This is a genomic window from Mesorhizobium sp. WSM4849 (assembly GCF_055811385.1).
Genome location: NZ_JBVVPW010000021.1, coordinates 76,263 through 90,983 on the forward strand (window position 1 = coordinate 76,263; position 14,721 = coordinate 90,983).

Annotated in this window: 15 protein-coding genes; 8 read left to right on the top strand and 7 right to left on the bottom strand. The window is 61.8% G+C overall.

From position 1 onward, the window contains the following. The first annotated feature begins 198 nt into the window (after positions 1–198). The 3 genes from AC0L3L_RS23065 (at position 199) to AC0L3L_RS23075 (ending at position 3,540) form a co-directional block, all read left to right on the top strand. Entirely contained in the window at positions 199–1,713 is a 1,515-nt protein-coding gene (locus AC0L3L_RS23065) for a YcjX family GTP-binding protein (RefSeq protein WP_473487083.1), read from the top strand. Then, the gene (locus tag AC0L3L_RS23070) at positions 1,710–2,798 is read left to right on the top strand and encodes a YcjF family protein (RefSeq protein ID WP_473487084.1); all 1,089 of its coding nucleotides are present in this window, start codon (positions 1,710–1,712) and stop codon (positions 2,796–2,798) included. The genes AC0L3L_RS23065 and AC0L3L_RS23070 overlap by 4 nt, the downstream gene beginning before the upstream one ends. A 187-nt stretch (positions 2,799–2,985) precedes the next feature. After that, positions 2,986–3,540, top strand: coding sequence for a hypothetical protein (locus tag AC0L3L_RS23075; protein WP_473639190.1), 555 nt, complete (start codon positions 2,986–2,988; stop codon positions 3,538–3,540). 31 nt (positions 3,541–3,571) lie between these two features. Here the strand turns inward: AC0L3L_RS23075 and AC0L3L_RS23080 are convergent, their stop codons facing one another. Continuing rightward, positions 3,572–3,793, bottom strand: coding sequence for a hypothetical protein (locus tag AC0L3L_RS23080; protein ID WP_473639191.1), 222 nt, complete (start codon positions 3,791–3,793; stop codon positions 3,572–3,574). A gap of 13 nt (positions 3,794–3,806) precedes the next feature. Here AC0L3L_RS23080 and AC0L3L_RS23085 point away from each other — a divergent pair, with 13 nt between their 5' ends. The 3 genes from AC0L3L_RS23085 (at position 3,807) to AC0L3L_RS23095 (ending at position 6,553) form a co-directional block, all read left to right on the top strand. Beyond that, entirely contained in the window at positions 3,807–3,977 is a 171-nt protein-coding gene (locus AC0L3L_RS23085) for a hypothetical protein (protein ID WP_473487087.1), read from the top strand. A 174-nt stretch (positions 3,978–4,151) separates the two neighbouring features. Further along, the gene (locus tag AC0L3L_RS23090; protein WP_473639192.1) at positions 4,152–6,008 is read left to right on the top strand and encodes a monovalent cation:proton antiporter-2 (CPA2) family protein; all 1,857 of its coding nucleotides are present in this window, start codon (positions 4,152–4,154) and stop codon (positions 6,006–6,008) included. After that, positions 6,005–6,553, top strand: a complete 549-nt coding sequence (locus AC0L3L_RS23095; RefSeq protein ID WP_473639193.1) for a DUF924 family protein — start codon at positions 6,005–6,007, stop codon at positions 6,551–6,553. The genes AC0L3L_RS23090 and AC0L3L_RS23095 overlap by 4 nt, the downstream gene beginning before the upstream one ends. A gap of 103 nt (positions 6,554–6,656) precedes the next feature. Here the strand turns inward: AC0L3L_RS23095 and folK are convergent, their stop codons facing one another. The 3 genes from folK to folP all read right to left on the bottom strand — a co-directional run bounded on the left by folK (position 6,657) and on the right by folP (position 8,465). Continuing rightward, positions 6,657–7,169, bottom strand: a complete 513-nt coding sequence (gene folK, locus AC0L3L_RS23100) for a 2-amino-4-hydroxy-6-hydroxymethyldihydropteridine diphosphokinase (protein WP_473487090.1) — start codon at positions 7,167–7,169, stop codon at positions 6,657–6,659. Further along, positions 7,153–7,512, bottom strand: coding sequence for a dihydroneopterin aldolase (folB, locus tag AC0L3L_RS23105; RefSeq protein WP_123145775.1), 360 nt, complete (start codon positions 7,510–7,512; stop codon positions 7,153–7,155). The genes folK and folB overlap by 17 nt, the downstream gene beginning before the upstream one ends. Before the next feature lie 110 nt (positions 7,513–7,622). Beyond that, complete coding sequence (gene folP / locus AC0L3L_RS23110; protein ID WP_473487091.1) at positions 7,623–8,465, bottom strand: dihydropteroate synthase; 843 nt, start codon at positions 8,463–8,465, stop codon at positions 7,623–7,625. A gap of 84 nt (positions 8,466–8,549) precedes the next feature. On the opposite strand from folP, the gene AC0L3L_RS23115 reads away from it, so the two are divergent. Then, complete coding sequence (locus tag AC0L3L_RS23115; RefSeq protein ID WP_123145937.1) at positions 8,550–9,167, top strand: DUF922 domain-containing Zn-dependent protease; 618 nt, start codon at positions 8,550–8,552, stop codon at positions 9,165–9,167. 46 nt (positions 9,168–9,213) lie between these two features. Here AC0L3L_RS23115 and AC0L3L_RS23120 read toward each other — a convergent pair whose 3' ends face one another. The 3 genes from AC0L3L_RS23120 to AC0L3L_RS23130 form a co-directional block, all read right to left on the bottom strand. Next, positions 9,214–10,242, bottom strand: a complete 1,029-nt coding sequence (locus AC0L3L_RS23120; protein WP_473487092.1) for an NAD(P)/FAD-dependent oxidoreductase — start codon at positions 10,240–10,242, stop codon at positions 9,214–9,216. Positions 10,243–10,449: 207 nt separating this feature from the next. After that, complete coding sequence (locus AC0L3L_RS23125) at positions 10,450–10,770, bottom strand: 2Fe-2S iron-sulfur cluster-binding protein (RefSeq protein ID WP_006334837.1); 321 nt, start codon at positions 10,768–10,770, stop codon at positions 10,450–10,452. A 100-nt stretch (positions 10,771–10,870) separates the two neighbouring features. Next, positions 10,871–11,239, bottom strand: coding sequence for an Hpt domain-containing protein (locus AC0L3L_RS23130; RefSeq protein ID WP_473487093.1), 369 nt, complete (start codon positions 11,237–11,239; stop codon positions 10,871–10,873). A gap of 271 nt (positions 11,240–11,510) precedes the next feature. Between AC0L3L_RS23130 and AC0L3L_RS23135 the strand changes: the two genes are divergently transcribed. After that, positions 11,511–14,721 (top strand): coiled-coil domain-containing protein (locus tag AC0L3L_RS23135; protein ID WP_473639194.1); only part of this gene is annotated, 3,211 nt, incomplete at its 3' end.

Genomic DNA, 14,721 nt, shown 5'->3' on the forward strand with positions numbered 1-14,721 from the left:
CGCTGTAGAACTCAATTTTGCGCATGATCTTTTCCGAACCTATGGTTCGGGTTCATGCGCGAATTCAATGATTTGCTGGTGTGGCTTAGAATCCGAAATTCGCTCACTGCGCTGCTCCAAGGTACTGCGAATTTCGGATTCGCCACACTAGGCGGCAGCGTCTATATCGGGTCGTACCGAAGCCCCGAGAGACGCATTTTGGCATCATCGCTGACCACTTTCACCGACGAGGCGAAGATTGCCCTGGATACGCTGTCGGGGCGCGCTACCGGGCTTTTTTCGCCATCGCTGCGGCTGGGTGTCACTGGCCTTTCCCGCGCAGGCAAGACAGTGTTCATCTCAGCCTTTGTCCACAATCTGATCCATGGCGGGCGCTTGCCGCTGTTCGCGGCGCAGAAATCGGGACGCATCGCCCGTGCCTTCCTCGAAGAGCAACCGGATGACGCCGTACCGCGATTCCAGTACGAGGATCACGTAGCGGCCCTGGTCAACGACCGCCTGTGGCCGGATTCGACACGTGCCATTTCCGAGCTGAGGCTCACCATCGAATATGAATCGGCCTCCGGCTGGAGCCGCATGTTTTCATCGGGCAGATTGTCGCTCGATATCGTCGACTATCCCGGCGAATGGCTGCTCGACCTGCCGCTGCTCGGCAAATCCTACGCTGATTTCTCACGCGAAGCCTTCGAGATGGCCGTGCTGCCGGTGCGCGTCGACCTTTCACAGGAATGGCGCGCGCTCTCGGCAACGGTCGATCCGAATGCGGACGCCGACGAGATGACGGCGCGCCGCCTCGCCGACAGCTTCGCCGCTTATCTCAAGGCATGCAAGCTCGACGAGCGGGCGCTTTCAACCCTGCCACCCGGCCGTTTCCTGATGCCCGGCGATCTTGAGGGCTCGCCGGCACTGACCTTCGCGCCCTTGCCGGGCCTGAGTGAGCGGCGGGCGCGTTCCGGGTCGCTTCAGGCGATGATGGAGCGGCGCTACGAGGCCTACAAGACATATGTCGTAAAGCCGTTCTTCCGGGAGCACATCACGCGCCTCGACCGTCAGATCGTGGTGATAGACGCCCTGCAGGCCTTGAACGCGGGCCCCGGCGCCATGGCCGATCTCGAACGTGCTGTGACCGAAATCCTCGCATGTTTCCGCCCCGGCCGCGGCAATTTCCTGACCGACTTTTTTTCAAGACGCATCGACCGCATATTGGTAGCGGCGACGAAGGCGGACCATCTGCACCACGAAAGCCACGACCGGCTGCAGGCGATCGTGCGGCGGCTCGCCGACCGTGCCGTGGCGCGGGCGAATTTCACCGGCGCCGATGTCGACGTAGTTGCCCTGGCGGCGGTGCGCGCGACCCGGGAAGGCACGGTCAAGCAAGGCCGTGAGACGTTGCCGGTCATCATTGGCACACCGTTGAAAGGTGAAAAGATCAACGGCGAAACATTTGATGGAAGAACCGAAACAGCCATATTTCCCGGTGACTTACCAGAGAAAATTGACACGGTGTTCGAAGTCTCTGGGCCAGACAATCGGCAGAGCCCAGACCATCGGCAAAGTCCAGACCGTCGACAAAGTAATGATGACCCGGCAATCCGCTTCGTGCGCTTTCGCCCGCCAAAGCTCGAAAGCACGGCTGAAGGCGTCACGCTGTCGCTGCCGCATATCAGGCTCGACCGCGCCCTGCAGTTCCTGATCGGAGATCGTCTGGCATGACCGCGCCCCGCAAGCCGGCGGCTTTTCGCATCGAGCCGGAAGCCGCGCCAAAAGAACGGGCAGCCTTGCGGCAGCCCGACGCTCCATCGGCCAGAAGGCCACGCGCCGCGAAGGCTGATCTTGCCGTCGTCACTCCGGCGGAAATCGACGTTTTCGACGAGCCAGATATTATCGCCGCCGAACCGCCGCCGGCGACCGCGCCGCGTAAGCGTTCGATATCAGGTGGCTTGTTGTTCGGCGCATTGGGCGTTCTGGTTTCGCTGGCCCTCGGCCTTTGGACCGATCAGCTGATTCGCGATCTGTTCGCACGTGCCGAATGGCTGGGCTGGCTTGCCGCCGGGATGGCCGTGATCGCGGTGCTGGCGCTTCTGGTCATCCTCGTCCGCGAATTCCTGGCGATCGCCCGCCTCGCCGAGGTCGAAAAGCTACAGAAGCGGGCACTCGACGCCATTGCCCGCGACGATCCGAAGGCCGCTCGCGCCGTGGTCGACGAACTCTCGGCCTTTGTCGCGGCCAAACCCGAAACCGCGGCCGGCAGACGTGCGTTGGCAGACTTGCGCGACGAGATCATCGACGGTGGCAATCTGGTGCGCCTGGCCGAGACCGAAATCCTCGGCCCCCTCGATGCGCGCGCCAAGGTGATGATCCTCGAAGCGGCAAAGCGTGTGTCGCTGGTGACGGCGGTCAGCCCTCGCGCTCTGGTCGACGTCGCCTATGTCGTGTTCGAAGCGGGCCGGCTGATTCGCCGGCTGTCGGAACTTTATGGCGGCCGGCCGGGCACGCTGGGGTTCTTCCGGCTGGCGCGCAGCGTTCTCGCTCATCTGGCGGTGACCGGCTCGATTGCCGTCGGCGACAGTTTCGTTCAGCAGATCGTCGGCCATGGCCTCGCTGCTCGGCTCTCGGCCAAGCTTGGCGAAGGTGTCGTCAACGGCATGATGACGGCGCGCATCGGCATTGCTGCCATGGAGACCGCAAGGCCCCTGCCCTTCAGCGCCACGAGACGCCCCGGCATGGGTGATTTCCTGTCCGCGCTGACATCGTTTGCAACGAAAAAGCACAAGGAAACATCGGCTTCCGACAATTGACAACTATCTCCAGCGCCGCACGTCTAGTGGGCGCGAAAAGGACGCTGAAGCACTTTGATTCGCGCATGATCCCAGCGCAAATCGCTTCCGATTTTCGGAGCCATGCGCTAGCGGTGACGAAGCATTAACCAATCTTGTTCATGGTCGGACGGGTTCCAAACAGTCTCTTTGTTGCCGGGTGTCGTCGATGAAAAGCGTGATCTTGTCTAGCGTCCTGCCAATGGCGGTCGCGGTTTCAACAACTGCCGGCATGGCCGAAAAGACCTTTGCAGCAGAACGGGACAAGAAGTTCTTTCAATCGGTGGAAGGCGAATGGGTCGGCCCGGGGGAAATCGTCGCCGGCAAATACAAGGGCACGAAATTCACCTGCAATTTCACCGGTTCGACACCAGACGGCAAGATCGGCATGTCGCTCGACGGCGGCTGCCGGGTCGGCATGTTCACCCAGCAGATGTCGGCGACGATCCAGCACAAAGGCCGCGAGGGCTACAAGGGCAGCTTCATGGGCGGTGCTGCCGGTTCCGGCCTCGACATTATCGGCGGCAACGTGGTCAGCGCCAACAAGGTCGTCTTCACCATCAACCGCAACCAGTTGCGCGGCGTCATGCAGGCTCTTGTCCCCAACGACAATTCGATGACGGTGACGGTTGCGGTGCGCGTCGACCAGCAATTAGTGCCGGTCATTGGCATGAAGCTGAAGCGCGTCGATACGGTCGAAGTCGGCTCCATAGCCCCGAACTGAGCGACCTTTTGCACGTCCGATAGGCGGCGCTCTACTCTAGTTGCAAAAAAGCGGCAGCCACCGCCACCGCTTTCTCCAAAACTCCGATCGATGCACAGCCCTTGATGGCGGTGATCAACTCGTCATAGGCCTTGCAGGCCTCGTCCGCCGTCGTCGTGCCCTGATACTTGGTTATGACCGCCTGGACCTTGGCGGTGAGGTCGGCTGCCTTGGCCGGATCCTTGGTAACGGCCTCCTGAAGGGCTGCAGTCATGTCCTGAGCTTTCTTGGACAGCATTTCGGTCGTGCAGTCCGGCGCCTTCGAGCAGGCCGATCCGGCGAGTGCCGCGATGCCAACGGCAACAAGCAAAAAAATCTACATGTCAGTCGTCTCCCTCAAAAAAGGCGGCCGACTTGATCGTCGTCCGCCCTTCACGGCCAAAGCCGCGCGTCCTTAGCGCCCGATTGCTGCAACATTCAACGCAGCGGGTGCATAAAGCTGTGGAGCGCGCCTGCAACGCTGCTGCACCAGTTTCCGGATTCGGACTGTTCGATTTCAGCCGAAGCCCCTATCTTGGCCGCTCGATGCCGCAGCACGTGCGGCGGCCCCTAGAGAGAACGGAACGGCAGGCATGGCGGCAGAAGCAGCGGGCAGCGATCTGATCCACGTGGTGGCGCTGCTCGCCGCAGGTGTTGTCGCCGTACCGATCTTCAAGCGCGTGGGGCTTGGCTCCATTCTCGGCTATCTGGCGGCCGGCGTGGTCATCGGCCCGTTCGGCATCGGCATCTTTTCCGAATCGGAAGCGATTCTTCACGTCGCCGAGCTCGGCGTCGTCATGTTCCTGTTCATCATCGGGCTGGAGATGCAACCGTCGCGGCTGTGGGGACTCAGGCGAGAGATCTTTGGCCTTGGGGCATTGCAGGTCGGCGTGTGCGCGCTGTTGCTGACCGGCGTCGGACTGGCGGGAGGTTTTCCGGTCTCGCAATCCTTCGTCGCCGGCGCCGGCTTCGTGCTGACCTCGACGGCGATCGTCATGCAGCTTCTGGAGGAGCGCGGTGAGATCGCCGCGCCCAAAGGCCAGCGCATTGTCTCCATCCTGCTGCTCGAGGACCTGGCGATTGTGCCGCTGCTGGCCCTGATCGCCTTCCTAGCGCCGGGCGGCGCCGATATGAGCTTGACGCAGCGGCTGATGGAGGTGGGCATCGGCCTTGCCGCCATCGTCGGGCTGGTGCTGGCCGGGCGCTATCTGCTCAACCCGTTCTTTCGCATCCTGGCGGACGCCCGCGCCCGCGAAGTGATGACCGCAGCCGCCCTTCTGGTGGTTCTGGGGTCGGCGCTTGCCATGCAGCTCAGCGGCCTGTCGATGGCGATGGGCGCTTTCCTGGCCGGCGTGCTGTTGTCGGAATCCACCTTCCGCCATCAGCTCGAGGCCGATGTCGAACCGTTCCGCGGTGTGCTGCTCGGGCTGTTCTTCCTCGCTGTCGGCATGTCGCTCGACCTGCATGTGGTCATCGAGAACTGGCGGATTGTCGTCATCTACGTCGTCGCCTACATGGTGATAAAGGCGATCGGCATCTATCTCGTCGCCCGCATCCTCAAGACCGGTCACCGGGAAGCGCTCGAGCGTGCCGTCTTCATGGCGCAAGGCGGCGAATTCGCCTTCGTTCTCTATTCCGCAGCCGCGGCGGTCGGCATCATCGACAGCCAGGCTAACGCGACCCTGACGGCGATCGTCATCATCTCCATGGTGCTGACACCGCTGGCCATTCTGGCATTGCGGTATCTGACGCCGCGCGACGAGCAGTCGCTCGAAGGCGTCGACATCGCCGATGGCCTTACCGGCAGCGTGCTGATCATCGGCTTCGGCCGCTTCGGCCAGATCGCCAGCCAGCCGCTGCTGTTGCGCGGGATCGATGTGTCGATCATCGACAATGAGGTCGAGATGATCCAGGCGGCGGCCGATTTCGGTTTCAAGGTCTATTATGGCGACGGCACGCGGCTGGACATTCTGCGTGCCGCAGGCGCTGGCCGCGCGCGCGCCGTGTTGATCTGCGTCGACAAACCCGATGTCGCGGTCCGCATCGCAAAGCTCATCAAGGCGGAGTTTCCCCTGCTGACCGTGCTGGCACGCGCTTTCGACCGCGGAACCGCACTCCAGTTGATACGTGCCGACGTCGATTTCCAGATTCGCGAAACCTTCGAATCAGCGCTTGTCTTCGGCGGCTCCACGCTGGAAGCGCTGGGCGTCGACCCGGAGGAAGTCGCCGAGGTGATCGAGGACGTCCGCTACCGCGATGCCGCCCGCTTCGAGCTGCAGCTCGCCGAAGGCGTTCGCGCCGGAGCGCGCTTCCTCAAGGGCAATATCGGCACGCCGATTCCGACACCGCTCAGCCAGCCACGCCACGCCGGTCAGGCGCTCAATGAAGAAACCGCCGGCGTTCTGCATAAATCCGAGCCTGCGGATTTAACACCTGGAGCAAACAGATGATCGAACTGGACGAGCGCGCGCTCTCCGTCACCAAATTCTGGCGTGACGCTGGGGAAGACGCATGGTTCGAGAAGAATGACGCCTTCGACGCGGAGTTCCGCAATCGGTTTCTCGACCTGCACTACGCTGCCGCGCGGCGTGAATGCGACGACTGGTCGAAGCATGCCGAAGGCTCACTGGCGCTGATGATCCTGCTCGACCAGTTCCCGCGAAACTGCTTTCGCGGCACCGGCCATATGTATGCGACCGACCCGCTGGCAAGGCATTTTGCCGAGAAGGCGATCGCCGCCGGCCAGGATCTGGCGCTCGACGAAGAGCTGCGCGTCTTCCTCTATCTGCCTTATGAGCATTCGGAGCATCTCGCCGACCAGCTCAAATCAGTGGACCTCACTACCGCCAAAGCCCAATCTTATCTGAAATATGCGGTCGAGCACCTGGAGATCATTCAGCGCTTCGGCCGCTTTCCGCATCGAAACAGGATGCTTGGCCGCGAGACGACGCCGGAGGAACAGGTGTTCCTCGACGGCGGCGGATTTTCCGGCTGAGCTCAGTGCATCGGAGCGAAAGGTGCGAAGCGGCTTTCGGTTAAATCCAATGCGTAAACAAAGAGATAGAGCAGCGCAGCGGTTCCATTTGAAAACACGCCGTTTAGGTCAGCCACCAATCCCGGCCGGACGGCAATTGCTCGATGCCGGCGCTGTCGAGAGCGGCAAGCCGCTCCGCCACGCTTCTGCCGTCGACGGTGAGGTCAGGCGCGATCTCGGCCAGCGGCGCCAGAACGAAAGCGCGCTCCAGCATGCGCGGATGTGGCACTTCCAGCCCGGTTTCGTGGATAATCCGATCGCCGAACACCAGAATGTCGATGTCGATCAGGCGTGGACCCCAGCGCTCCTCGCGCACCCGCTTCAGCCTGCGCTCTACATCGAGGCAGAGATCGAGCAAAGCATGTGGTGCGAGCACAGTCGAAATTTCGGCAGCCGCATTGAGAAAATCCGGCTGGTCGAGCTTGCCCCAGGGCGGCGTGCGGTAAAGCGAGGAGACGACAACGACGCGCGCGTTCTCGTCGGCGTCCAGCATGCGCAGCGCCGCGCCCATCGACCTTGCCGGGTCGCCGAGATTGCCGCCAAGGCTGAGGTAGACAGTATTATTCGGGCCAGACAACGGTCACCTCGACATGATCGAGCACACCGGGCACCGGAGCGTTCGGCTTGCGCACGGTAATCTCGGCTTTTTTGATCTGGGGAAACCGGGCCGTCAGCGCCCGGGCCACCTCCAGCGCCAGCGCTTCTATCAGAAAACGCCTCTCCCCGGTTATGATCTTTTCGATCACCCCGAAGGCGACACCATAGTGGACGGTATCCTCGATGGAATCGTCGACCAGCGCGCGGCCGGGTTCGACGGTGAGCGCGGCGTCGACATAGAAGCGCTGGCCGAGCGTCTCCTCCTCATCCAGCACGCCGTGCCGGGCGAAGAAAGCGCAGTTCTTCATGCGTATGACATACATCGCTCAGCGTCCCGCTCGATTAGAGCGAGGTGCGTCCAGTTGGACGCACAAACTACGCTCTAACGCTTAAATCGACGCATCCTGCCGGAAATCGATTTTGATTTTCGAGCCTATGCGGTGGTTTCACGCGCCAGCATAGCATCGGCAAGCGCCAGCGCATCCACATTGATTGCGACATCGTGGACGCGAAAAAGCTGCGCGCCCTTGAGCCTCAGTATGACGCTCGTCGCCGCCGTTCCGGCACCCCTGGCCGAGGCGTCGCGGCCGGTGACGGCGCCGATGAAGCGCTTTCGCGACGTACCCGCCATCAGTGGAAAGCCCAAGGCATCGAGTTCGGAAAACCGTGCCATCAGGTCGAGATTTTCCTCCGCTGTTTCCTTGGCGAAGCCAAAGCCCGGATCGAGCACGATTTGGTCGTCGGCAACGCCGCTTCGCCGGGCGATTTCCAGTGACTTGCTGAGGAAGGAAAACTGATCCTCGATCACGTCGGGCAGTTTTTGCCTGTCACGTCCGGTGTGCATGATGACCAGCCCGGCGCCGGTCTCGGCAGCGACCCGCGCGACGCCCGGTTCGCGCTGCAGGCCCCAGACATCGTTGACGATATGGGCGCCGGCAGCGACGGCAAGCCGGGCAGTGTCCTCGCGATAGGTGTCGACCGAAATCAGCGCCTTGCCAAGCCTGGCGAGCGCCTCGATGACAGGCAGCACGCGGGCCTGCTCTTCCTCGACGGCTACCGGAGATGCGCCGGGACGTGTCGATTCTCCACCGACGTCAATGACGGAGGCGCCCTCTTCCACCATCCGGCGGGCCTGGGCCATCGCCTGTTCGGGCGCAACGAACAGTCCCCCGTCGGAAAAACTGTCCGGCGTGACATTGAGGATACCGACGATCACCGCCTTGCCGCCAAGGTCGAGATGACGCCCATGCGCCAGTTGCCATCGCCGTGTCGTCATTGTCCATCAATCATGTGTGATCCGCCAAAGATCAATTCCGTTGCGCCGGCAGCGGCCGTAGCGCATGGTAGGCAAAGAGGCAACATGATGAAACGATCACTGCTTTGCGCCCTGATGCTCGCTTTTTCTGCCTTGCCGGCGGGCACGGCGAGTTTGGTAAAGACATATAGCTACTTCAGCATCGGCGGCAGAACGCTCGATGATATCGGATCCCAGCTTACGAAACTTGGACCTCAGGTGAAAAGCACCGGGATGCGGCATCCAGGCGCCACGCAGATGGCGTTCACCACCCGCGTCAGCTATGCGGAAAAATCGAATTCCTGCGCGATTGCTGACGCCGACGTCACCCTCAAGGTCAAGGTGATCCTTCCCGAGTGGCGCCGCTCGCGCAAGGCTGATGCGGGCGTAAGGCTGTTTTGGGATACATTGTCCGCCGACATCAAGCGCCATGAGGACCGCCATGTCGAGATCGCCAAGAACCATGCCCGCGACCTCGAGGATGCGCTGAAGGCGACCTATCCGCAGAAGACTTGCCAGGAGGCCAAGGCCAAGGCCGCGGAAGTCGCCGCCGCTATTCTTGCCAAGCACGACCAGGCCCAGATGCAATTCGATCGCGTCGAGACAATCAATTTCGAAAGCCGTATCCTGCGGCTGCTGCGCTATCGCATGGAGCGCATCGAGAACGGCCGGCTGCCGGGTTAGCTCAGGCCAGATGATAAGATCGATTCTCGTGGAGTAAGAGTGGGCGTCAGCCGGCGACGCCGAGCTTCTTCTGTAAGCTGGTCGACGACGTCGTATACTGGAATACGATGCGCTCGCCGGGGCTGACGATGCGCTTGGCTGCCTGCGCCATCAGGGCGACCTCATGGAAGCCCGACAGGATCAGCTTCAGCTTGCCGGGGTACCAGTTGATGTCGCCGACGGCGAAGATGCCCGGTACCGACGTCTGGAATTTCTCGGTGTCGACCGGGATCATGTTCTCATGAAGATTGAGCCCCCACTCGGCGATCGGTCCGAGCTTCATGGTCAGGCCAAAGAACGGCAGCATCCGCGTGCACGGCACCTCGATATCGCCGCTGGGGCCTTTGATGGTCGCGGAGGAAAGCTGGCCGTCGGCGCCGGACAATCCCGTCACCTGCCCGACCTGGAAATCCAGTTCCTTCATCTCCTGCATGGCGTACATCTTGTTGACGCTGTCGGGCGCCGCGCGAAACTCCGGCCGGCGGTGGACCAGCGTCACGCTCTTGGCCACAGGCTGCAGGTTCAGCGTCCAGTCGAGCGCCGAATCGCCGCCACCGACGATGATGAGGTCGTGGCCGCGAAATTCCTCCATCCGGCGAACCGAGTAGAAGACGCTCTTGCCCTCATAAAGCTCGATGCCCGGGATCGGCGGCCGCTTCGGCTGGAACGAGCCGCCGCCGGCGGCGATAACCACAACCTTGGCTTCAAACACCTCGTTCTCGTCGGTGATCACGCGAAAGCTGCCGTCCTCGAGCTTTTCGAGGCTTGAGACCATGCGGTTGAAGGTGAAGTCGGGCTTGAACGGCGCGATCTGCTCAAGCAGTCTGTCGACCAGGCCCTGCGCCGAAATCGATTGCCAGCCGGGAATGTCGTAGATCGGCTTTTCCGGATAGAGTTCGGCGCATTGCCCGCCGGGCCGATCGAGTATGTCGATCAGATGGCATTTCATGTCGAAGAGGCCGAGTTCGAACACGGCGAACAGGCCGACAGGCCCCGTCCCGACAATCAATACGTCCGTCTTGGTGATATCGGTCATGAATGCGCCTTCGATGCGCACGACCGCAAAAATCGAAATCGATTTTTGCTGGGGATCATGCGCCAAATCACGGTGCTACAGCGTCCTTTGCGCGTCCGAGAGAACGCGCGGCGCTGTAGAGAACGGCGCGACACTGCATGACCATTGGCCCGCTGCCAAGCCGGAGCCGGAAAAATCGGCTATATCTAGCGCTTCAGCCTTCACGCTTCAGCCTTGGCGGGCGGGCACGCGCACAACCAGCCCGTCGAGAGCGTCGCGCACCTTGATCTGACAGGAAAGCCGTGAGTTCGGCTGGACGTCGTAGGCGAAGTCCAGCATGTCCTCCTCCATCGCTTCCGGCTCGCCGACTTCCGCCGTCCATGCCTCGTCGACATAGACGTGGCAGGTCGCGCAGGCGCAGGCGCCACCACATTCGGCCTCGATCCCCGGCACAGCGTTGCGGATCGCGTTCTCCATGACGGTCGAGCCGTTTTCGGCATCCACGTCAAAATGTGTGCCGTCATGGGCGATGAAGGTCAGCTTGGTCATTTGTCACCTGAAGGGAGTCCCAGCCGAGATAATCACTCCGGCAGACAAGTCAACTGCCGCGCGAAAGCGGCGCTCTATGCCGTTTTTTTCGGAAATCGGTTTAACGGCTGATGGCGGCGACGAAATCGCGGACTTCTTCGATCAGGGCGCCAAGCCGCTTGAGGGTATTGATATCTTCAGGTTGAAGTTCGATCGCGCTGGCGCAATCGGCAATAGCGAAGGCGCCGACGCCGCGCGCCGAACCTTTCAGCCCGTGCGCCAGAAGCAGTCTTTGCCTCACATCGGCGTCGACGATCCTGTCGCGAACCGACAGCGCCTGCTGTACGAACAGCGCCAGCACCTCCTGCTCGAGGCTGCGGTCGCCCATCGTCTGGCGCGCCAGATGCGCCAGGTCCACCGGCCGCGACCCGGCCGTTCCCGACACGTCGCCGCCGGGCATCGAGAAGGCAATGCCGTTTTCGCCACGCATGAATCTGCAACTCCGTTCTTCCAGCCGCAAAAAATAGGCCCATCCTGTGGACGACGGGTTAATGATTGGCCCGGAAAAATGTTGCGATAACGGCGCCGGAATCACAGTTCTGTTAACCTTATATTTAAAGTTTTACGTATCGCGCCGAATGCATGTTTTCTTTACCCCGGTGTGTCATTACGATACGACAGGTCCATTTTCAGCCTCTTGCGTGGGACACGACAAGCAGAATCAATAAGTCCCGCGGCAGCTTGTACAGGGTAGCGAAGGCATGGCGAAGAAAACATCGACGACAAGAACGCTCGACAACGACGTAGCCAGGGAACTCGAAAAAGCACTTGATATCGATCTGAGCGGCGATGCCGGCGGCGACCTCGACATCGCAGCGTCGATGGAAGATCTGGAAGCGCAGATATCGCAGGCTGCCGACGAGTTGGCCCGCGAAGGCCGTAACCAGAATGCCGAACCTGTCGCCGACCAGAGCCAGAATGCCGAGCCTATCGCCGACCAGGGACAGAATGCCGAGCCCGCCAACTGGAGCCTACAGACGGAGCCTGCCAACCAGGACCAGAAAGCAAAGCCCGCGGCAATGGCCAAGCCGGCTGAACTGCGCTCTTTGGAAACGCGCAATGGCCAGCCGGCCGGTTTCACGCCAGCCAATGACCCGCGTCAAAAAGACTACAAAACGCTGCTGCACACCCTCAATCGGCGTGCCTCGAACACGATCTACTGGATCGTGGCGCTCGTTTCGCTTGCCTGGATCGCGGGCGCCGGTGCATTGGCCAACCTGCTGTTTGGACCAGGCATCTGGCAAATCCGCACGCCCGGCCAGTTCTTCGCCCGTCCCGAACTGATCGGCCTGGCGATCGCTGCGATCCTGCCCGTCCTCCTGTTCTGGGCGTTTGCAGCCATGATCCGCCGCGCGCAGGAAATGCGCATCGCGGCTCAGTCGATGACGGAAGTGGCCTTCCGCTTGACCGAGCCGGAAAATATTGCCCAGGATCGCGTCATGATGATCGGGCAAGCCGTCCGCCGCGAGGTGGCGGCCATGGGTGAAGGCATCGAGCGCACGCTTGCGCGTGCCGTCGAGCTCGAAACCCTGGTCCACAGCGAGGTGAACCAGATCGAACGCTCCTACTCGGAGAATGAATCGCGCATCCGCTCGCTTGTCGACGGGCTGGGCAGCGAGCGCGAAGCGGTGGTCACTCACGCCGAACGCGTGCGCGCCTCGATCACCGGCGCGCATGAGACGCTGAAGGACGAAATCGGGGCTGCCAGCGACATCATTCGCGACAGCATTCTCAACGCCTCGACCAACCTGTCGATGACCATCACCAATTCCGGCGACACGCTGATCGACAGGATCAACCAAAGCTCGTTGTCGATCTTCGATTCGGTGGAAGGCCGGCTCGAGTCGATCACGGACCGGCTGTCGACCTCCGGCGAAGCCTTCGCCAGCCTTCTCGATACACGCATCGCCAAGCTGACGGACACGACCGACGGCCTCACCCGGTCGCTGACCGATCTGCTCGACGATCGGACCTCCGGCATGGTATCGCTGCTCGGCGGCGCCGCGCGCACGCTCAACTCCGAATTTGAAGCCAGCCTTGACGGCATCGAGCGGACGCTGGCCGAACGCGGCCAGGCGCTGATCAGTGAATTCCAGACCCGCGCCGAAGCGCTCGACACCGGCACCCAGAAGCTCAACGCCGCGCTCGAGGCCCGCGCACGCCAGATCAACGAGACGCTGGTCGAGCGCGCGCGCGAAATCGCCCATACCTTCCAGGAGAGCAAGGAGACGCTGTCGGCGATGATCGATCAGGGCAAGACCCAGATCGGCGCCGACATGGCCGATATTGTCTCGTCGACTTCGTCCATGCTCGAAGCACGCGCAGGCGATTTCGCCGGGCGCATGGAAGCGGCCCGTCATGTGGTGTCGCGCTCCTTCGACGCCGACATCCAGCGGCTTGCCGATGCCCGCGTCGGCATCGAAGAAGCCGTCGAGAACCACAGCCGCAAGCTTTCCGAAAGCCGCGAACGCATGGCGGCGGCAATGCAGGCCGATCTTGCGAAATTCGCCGAAAGCCGCGCCGGCATCGACGCGGCCGTCACCGACCAGGTGCAGAAGCTTGCCGAAGGCCGCAACCTGATCTCGCGCGCCCTCGAAGAGGATCTGCGCAAGGTCAACGAGTCAAGCGCCGCCATCGATGCTTCGCTCGGCAGCCATCTCGAAAGGCTCGAAGAGGGCCGCAACAGGCTTTCACAAGCATTGAACGAAGACTCCGGAAAACTTGTACAAGCCCGTACGATCATTGACGAAATGGTTGCCGGCCATGTTGGCAAGCTCGCCGAGGGCCGCAGCATTCTTTCACGCGCCCTCGAGGCCGATCTCGGCAAGCTGGCCGACAGTCGCGCCAGCATCGACGGACTGGTCGCCGGTCAGGTCGAGAAGATCGCCGAAGGTCGCGCCATACTCGCCAAGGCGTTGGAAACCGACATTGTCGGCATCAAGGATCTTATCGAGGGCCATTCCGCCAAACTGGCGGAAGACCGCAGCCTGCTTTCGCGCTCGCTTGAAGGCGACCTGTCCGACATCCGAGGCTTGATCGAGAACCATTCGGGCAGGCTCGCCGACGATCGCAGCCTGCTTTCGCAGACGCTCGAGGCAGACCTCGCCAAATTGGCGGAAAGCCGATCGAGCATCGACGGGCTGGTCGCCGGTCAGGTCGAGAAACTGGCCGAAGGCCGCGATATCCTCAAGCGCGCGCTGGAATCCGATCTCAACACGATCAAGGACGTCATATCAGGCCAGTCCGAAAAGCTGGCGGAAGACCGTGGTCAGCTCTCCAAGGCGTTGGAAACCGACCTGCAGAGCGTGAATGGCCTTATCTCCGATCACATGAACAGGCTCGCCGAGGACCGTTCAATCCTGTCGAAGGCGCTCGAAGACGACCTCGCCAAACTGGCCGAAAGCCGGTCGAGCATCGATGGTCTGGTTACCGGCCAGGTCGAGAAGCTGGCAGAGGGCCGCGACATCCTCAAGCGCGCGCTGGAATCCGATCTCAATACGATCAATGACGTCATAGCAGGCCAGTCCGAAAAACTGGCGGAAGACCGCTCGACCCTGTCCAAGGCGCTTGAAGACGACCTCGCCAAGCTGGCGGAAAGCCGGTCGAGCATCGACGGGCTGGTTGCCGGCCAAGTCGAGAAACTGGCCGAAGGCCGCGACATCCTCAGACGTGCGCTGGAAGCAGACCTCAACACCATCAAGAGTGTCGTCGCCGACCAGTCCCAGCAGCTGACCGACAATCGCGCGCAGTTTGCGCAGGCGCTGGAAGCCGATCTCGGCAGCGTCAACGGTCTTGTAAACAGCCATGCCGAGAAGCTCATCCAGGACCGCTCGATCCTGTCCAAGGCGCTTGAAGACGACCTCGCCAAGCTGGCGGAAAGCCGGTCGAGCATCGACGGGCTGGTTGCCGGCC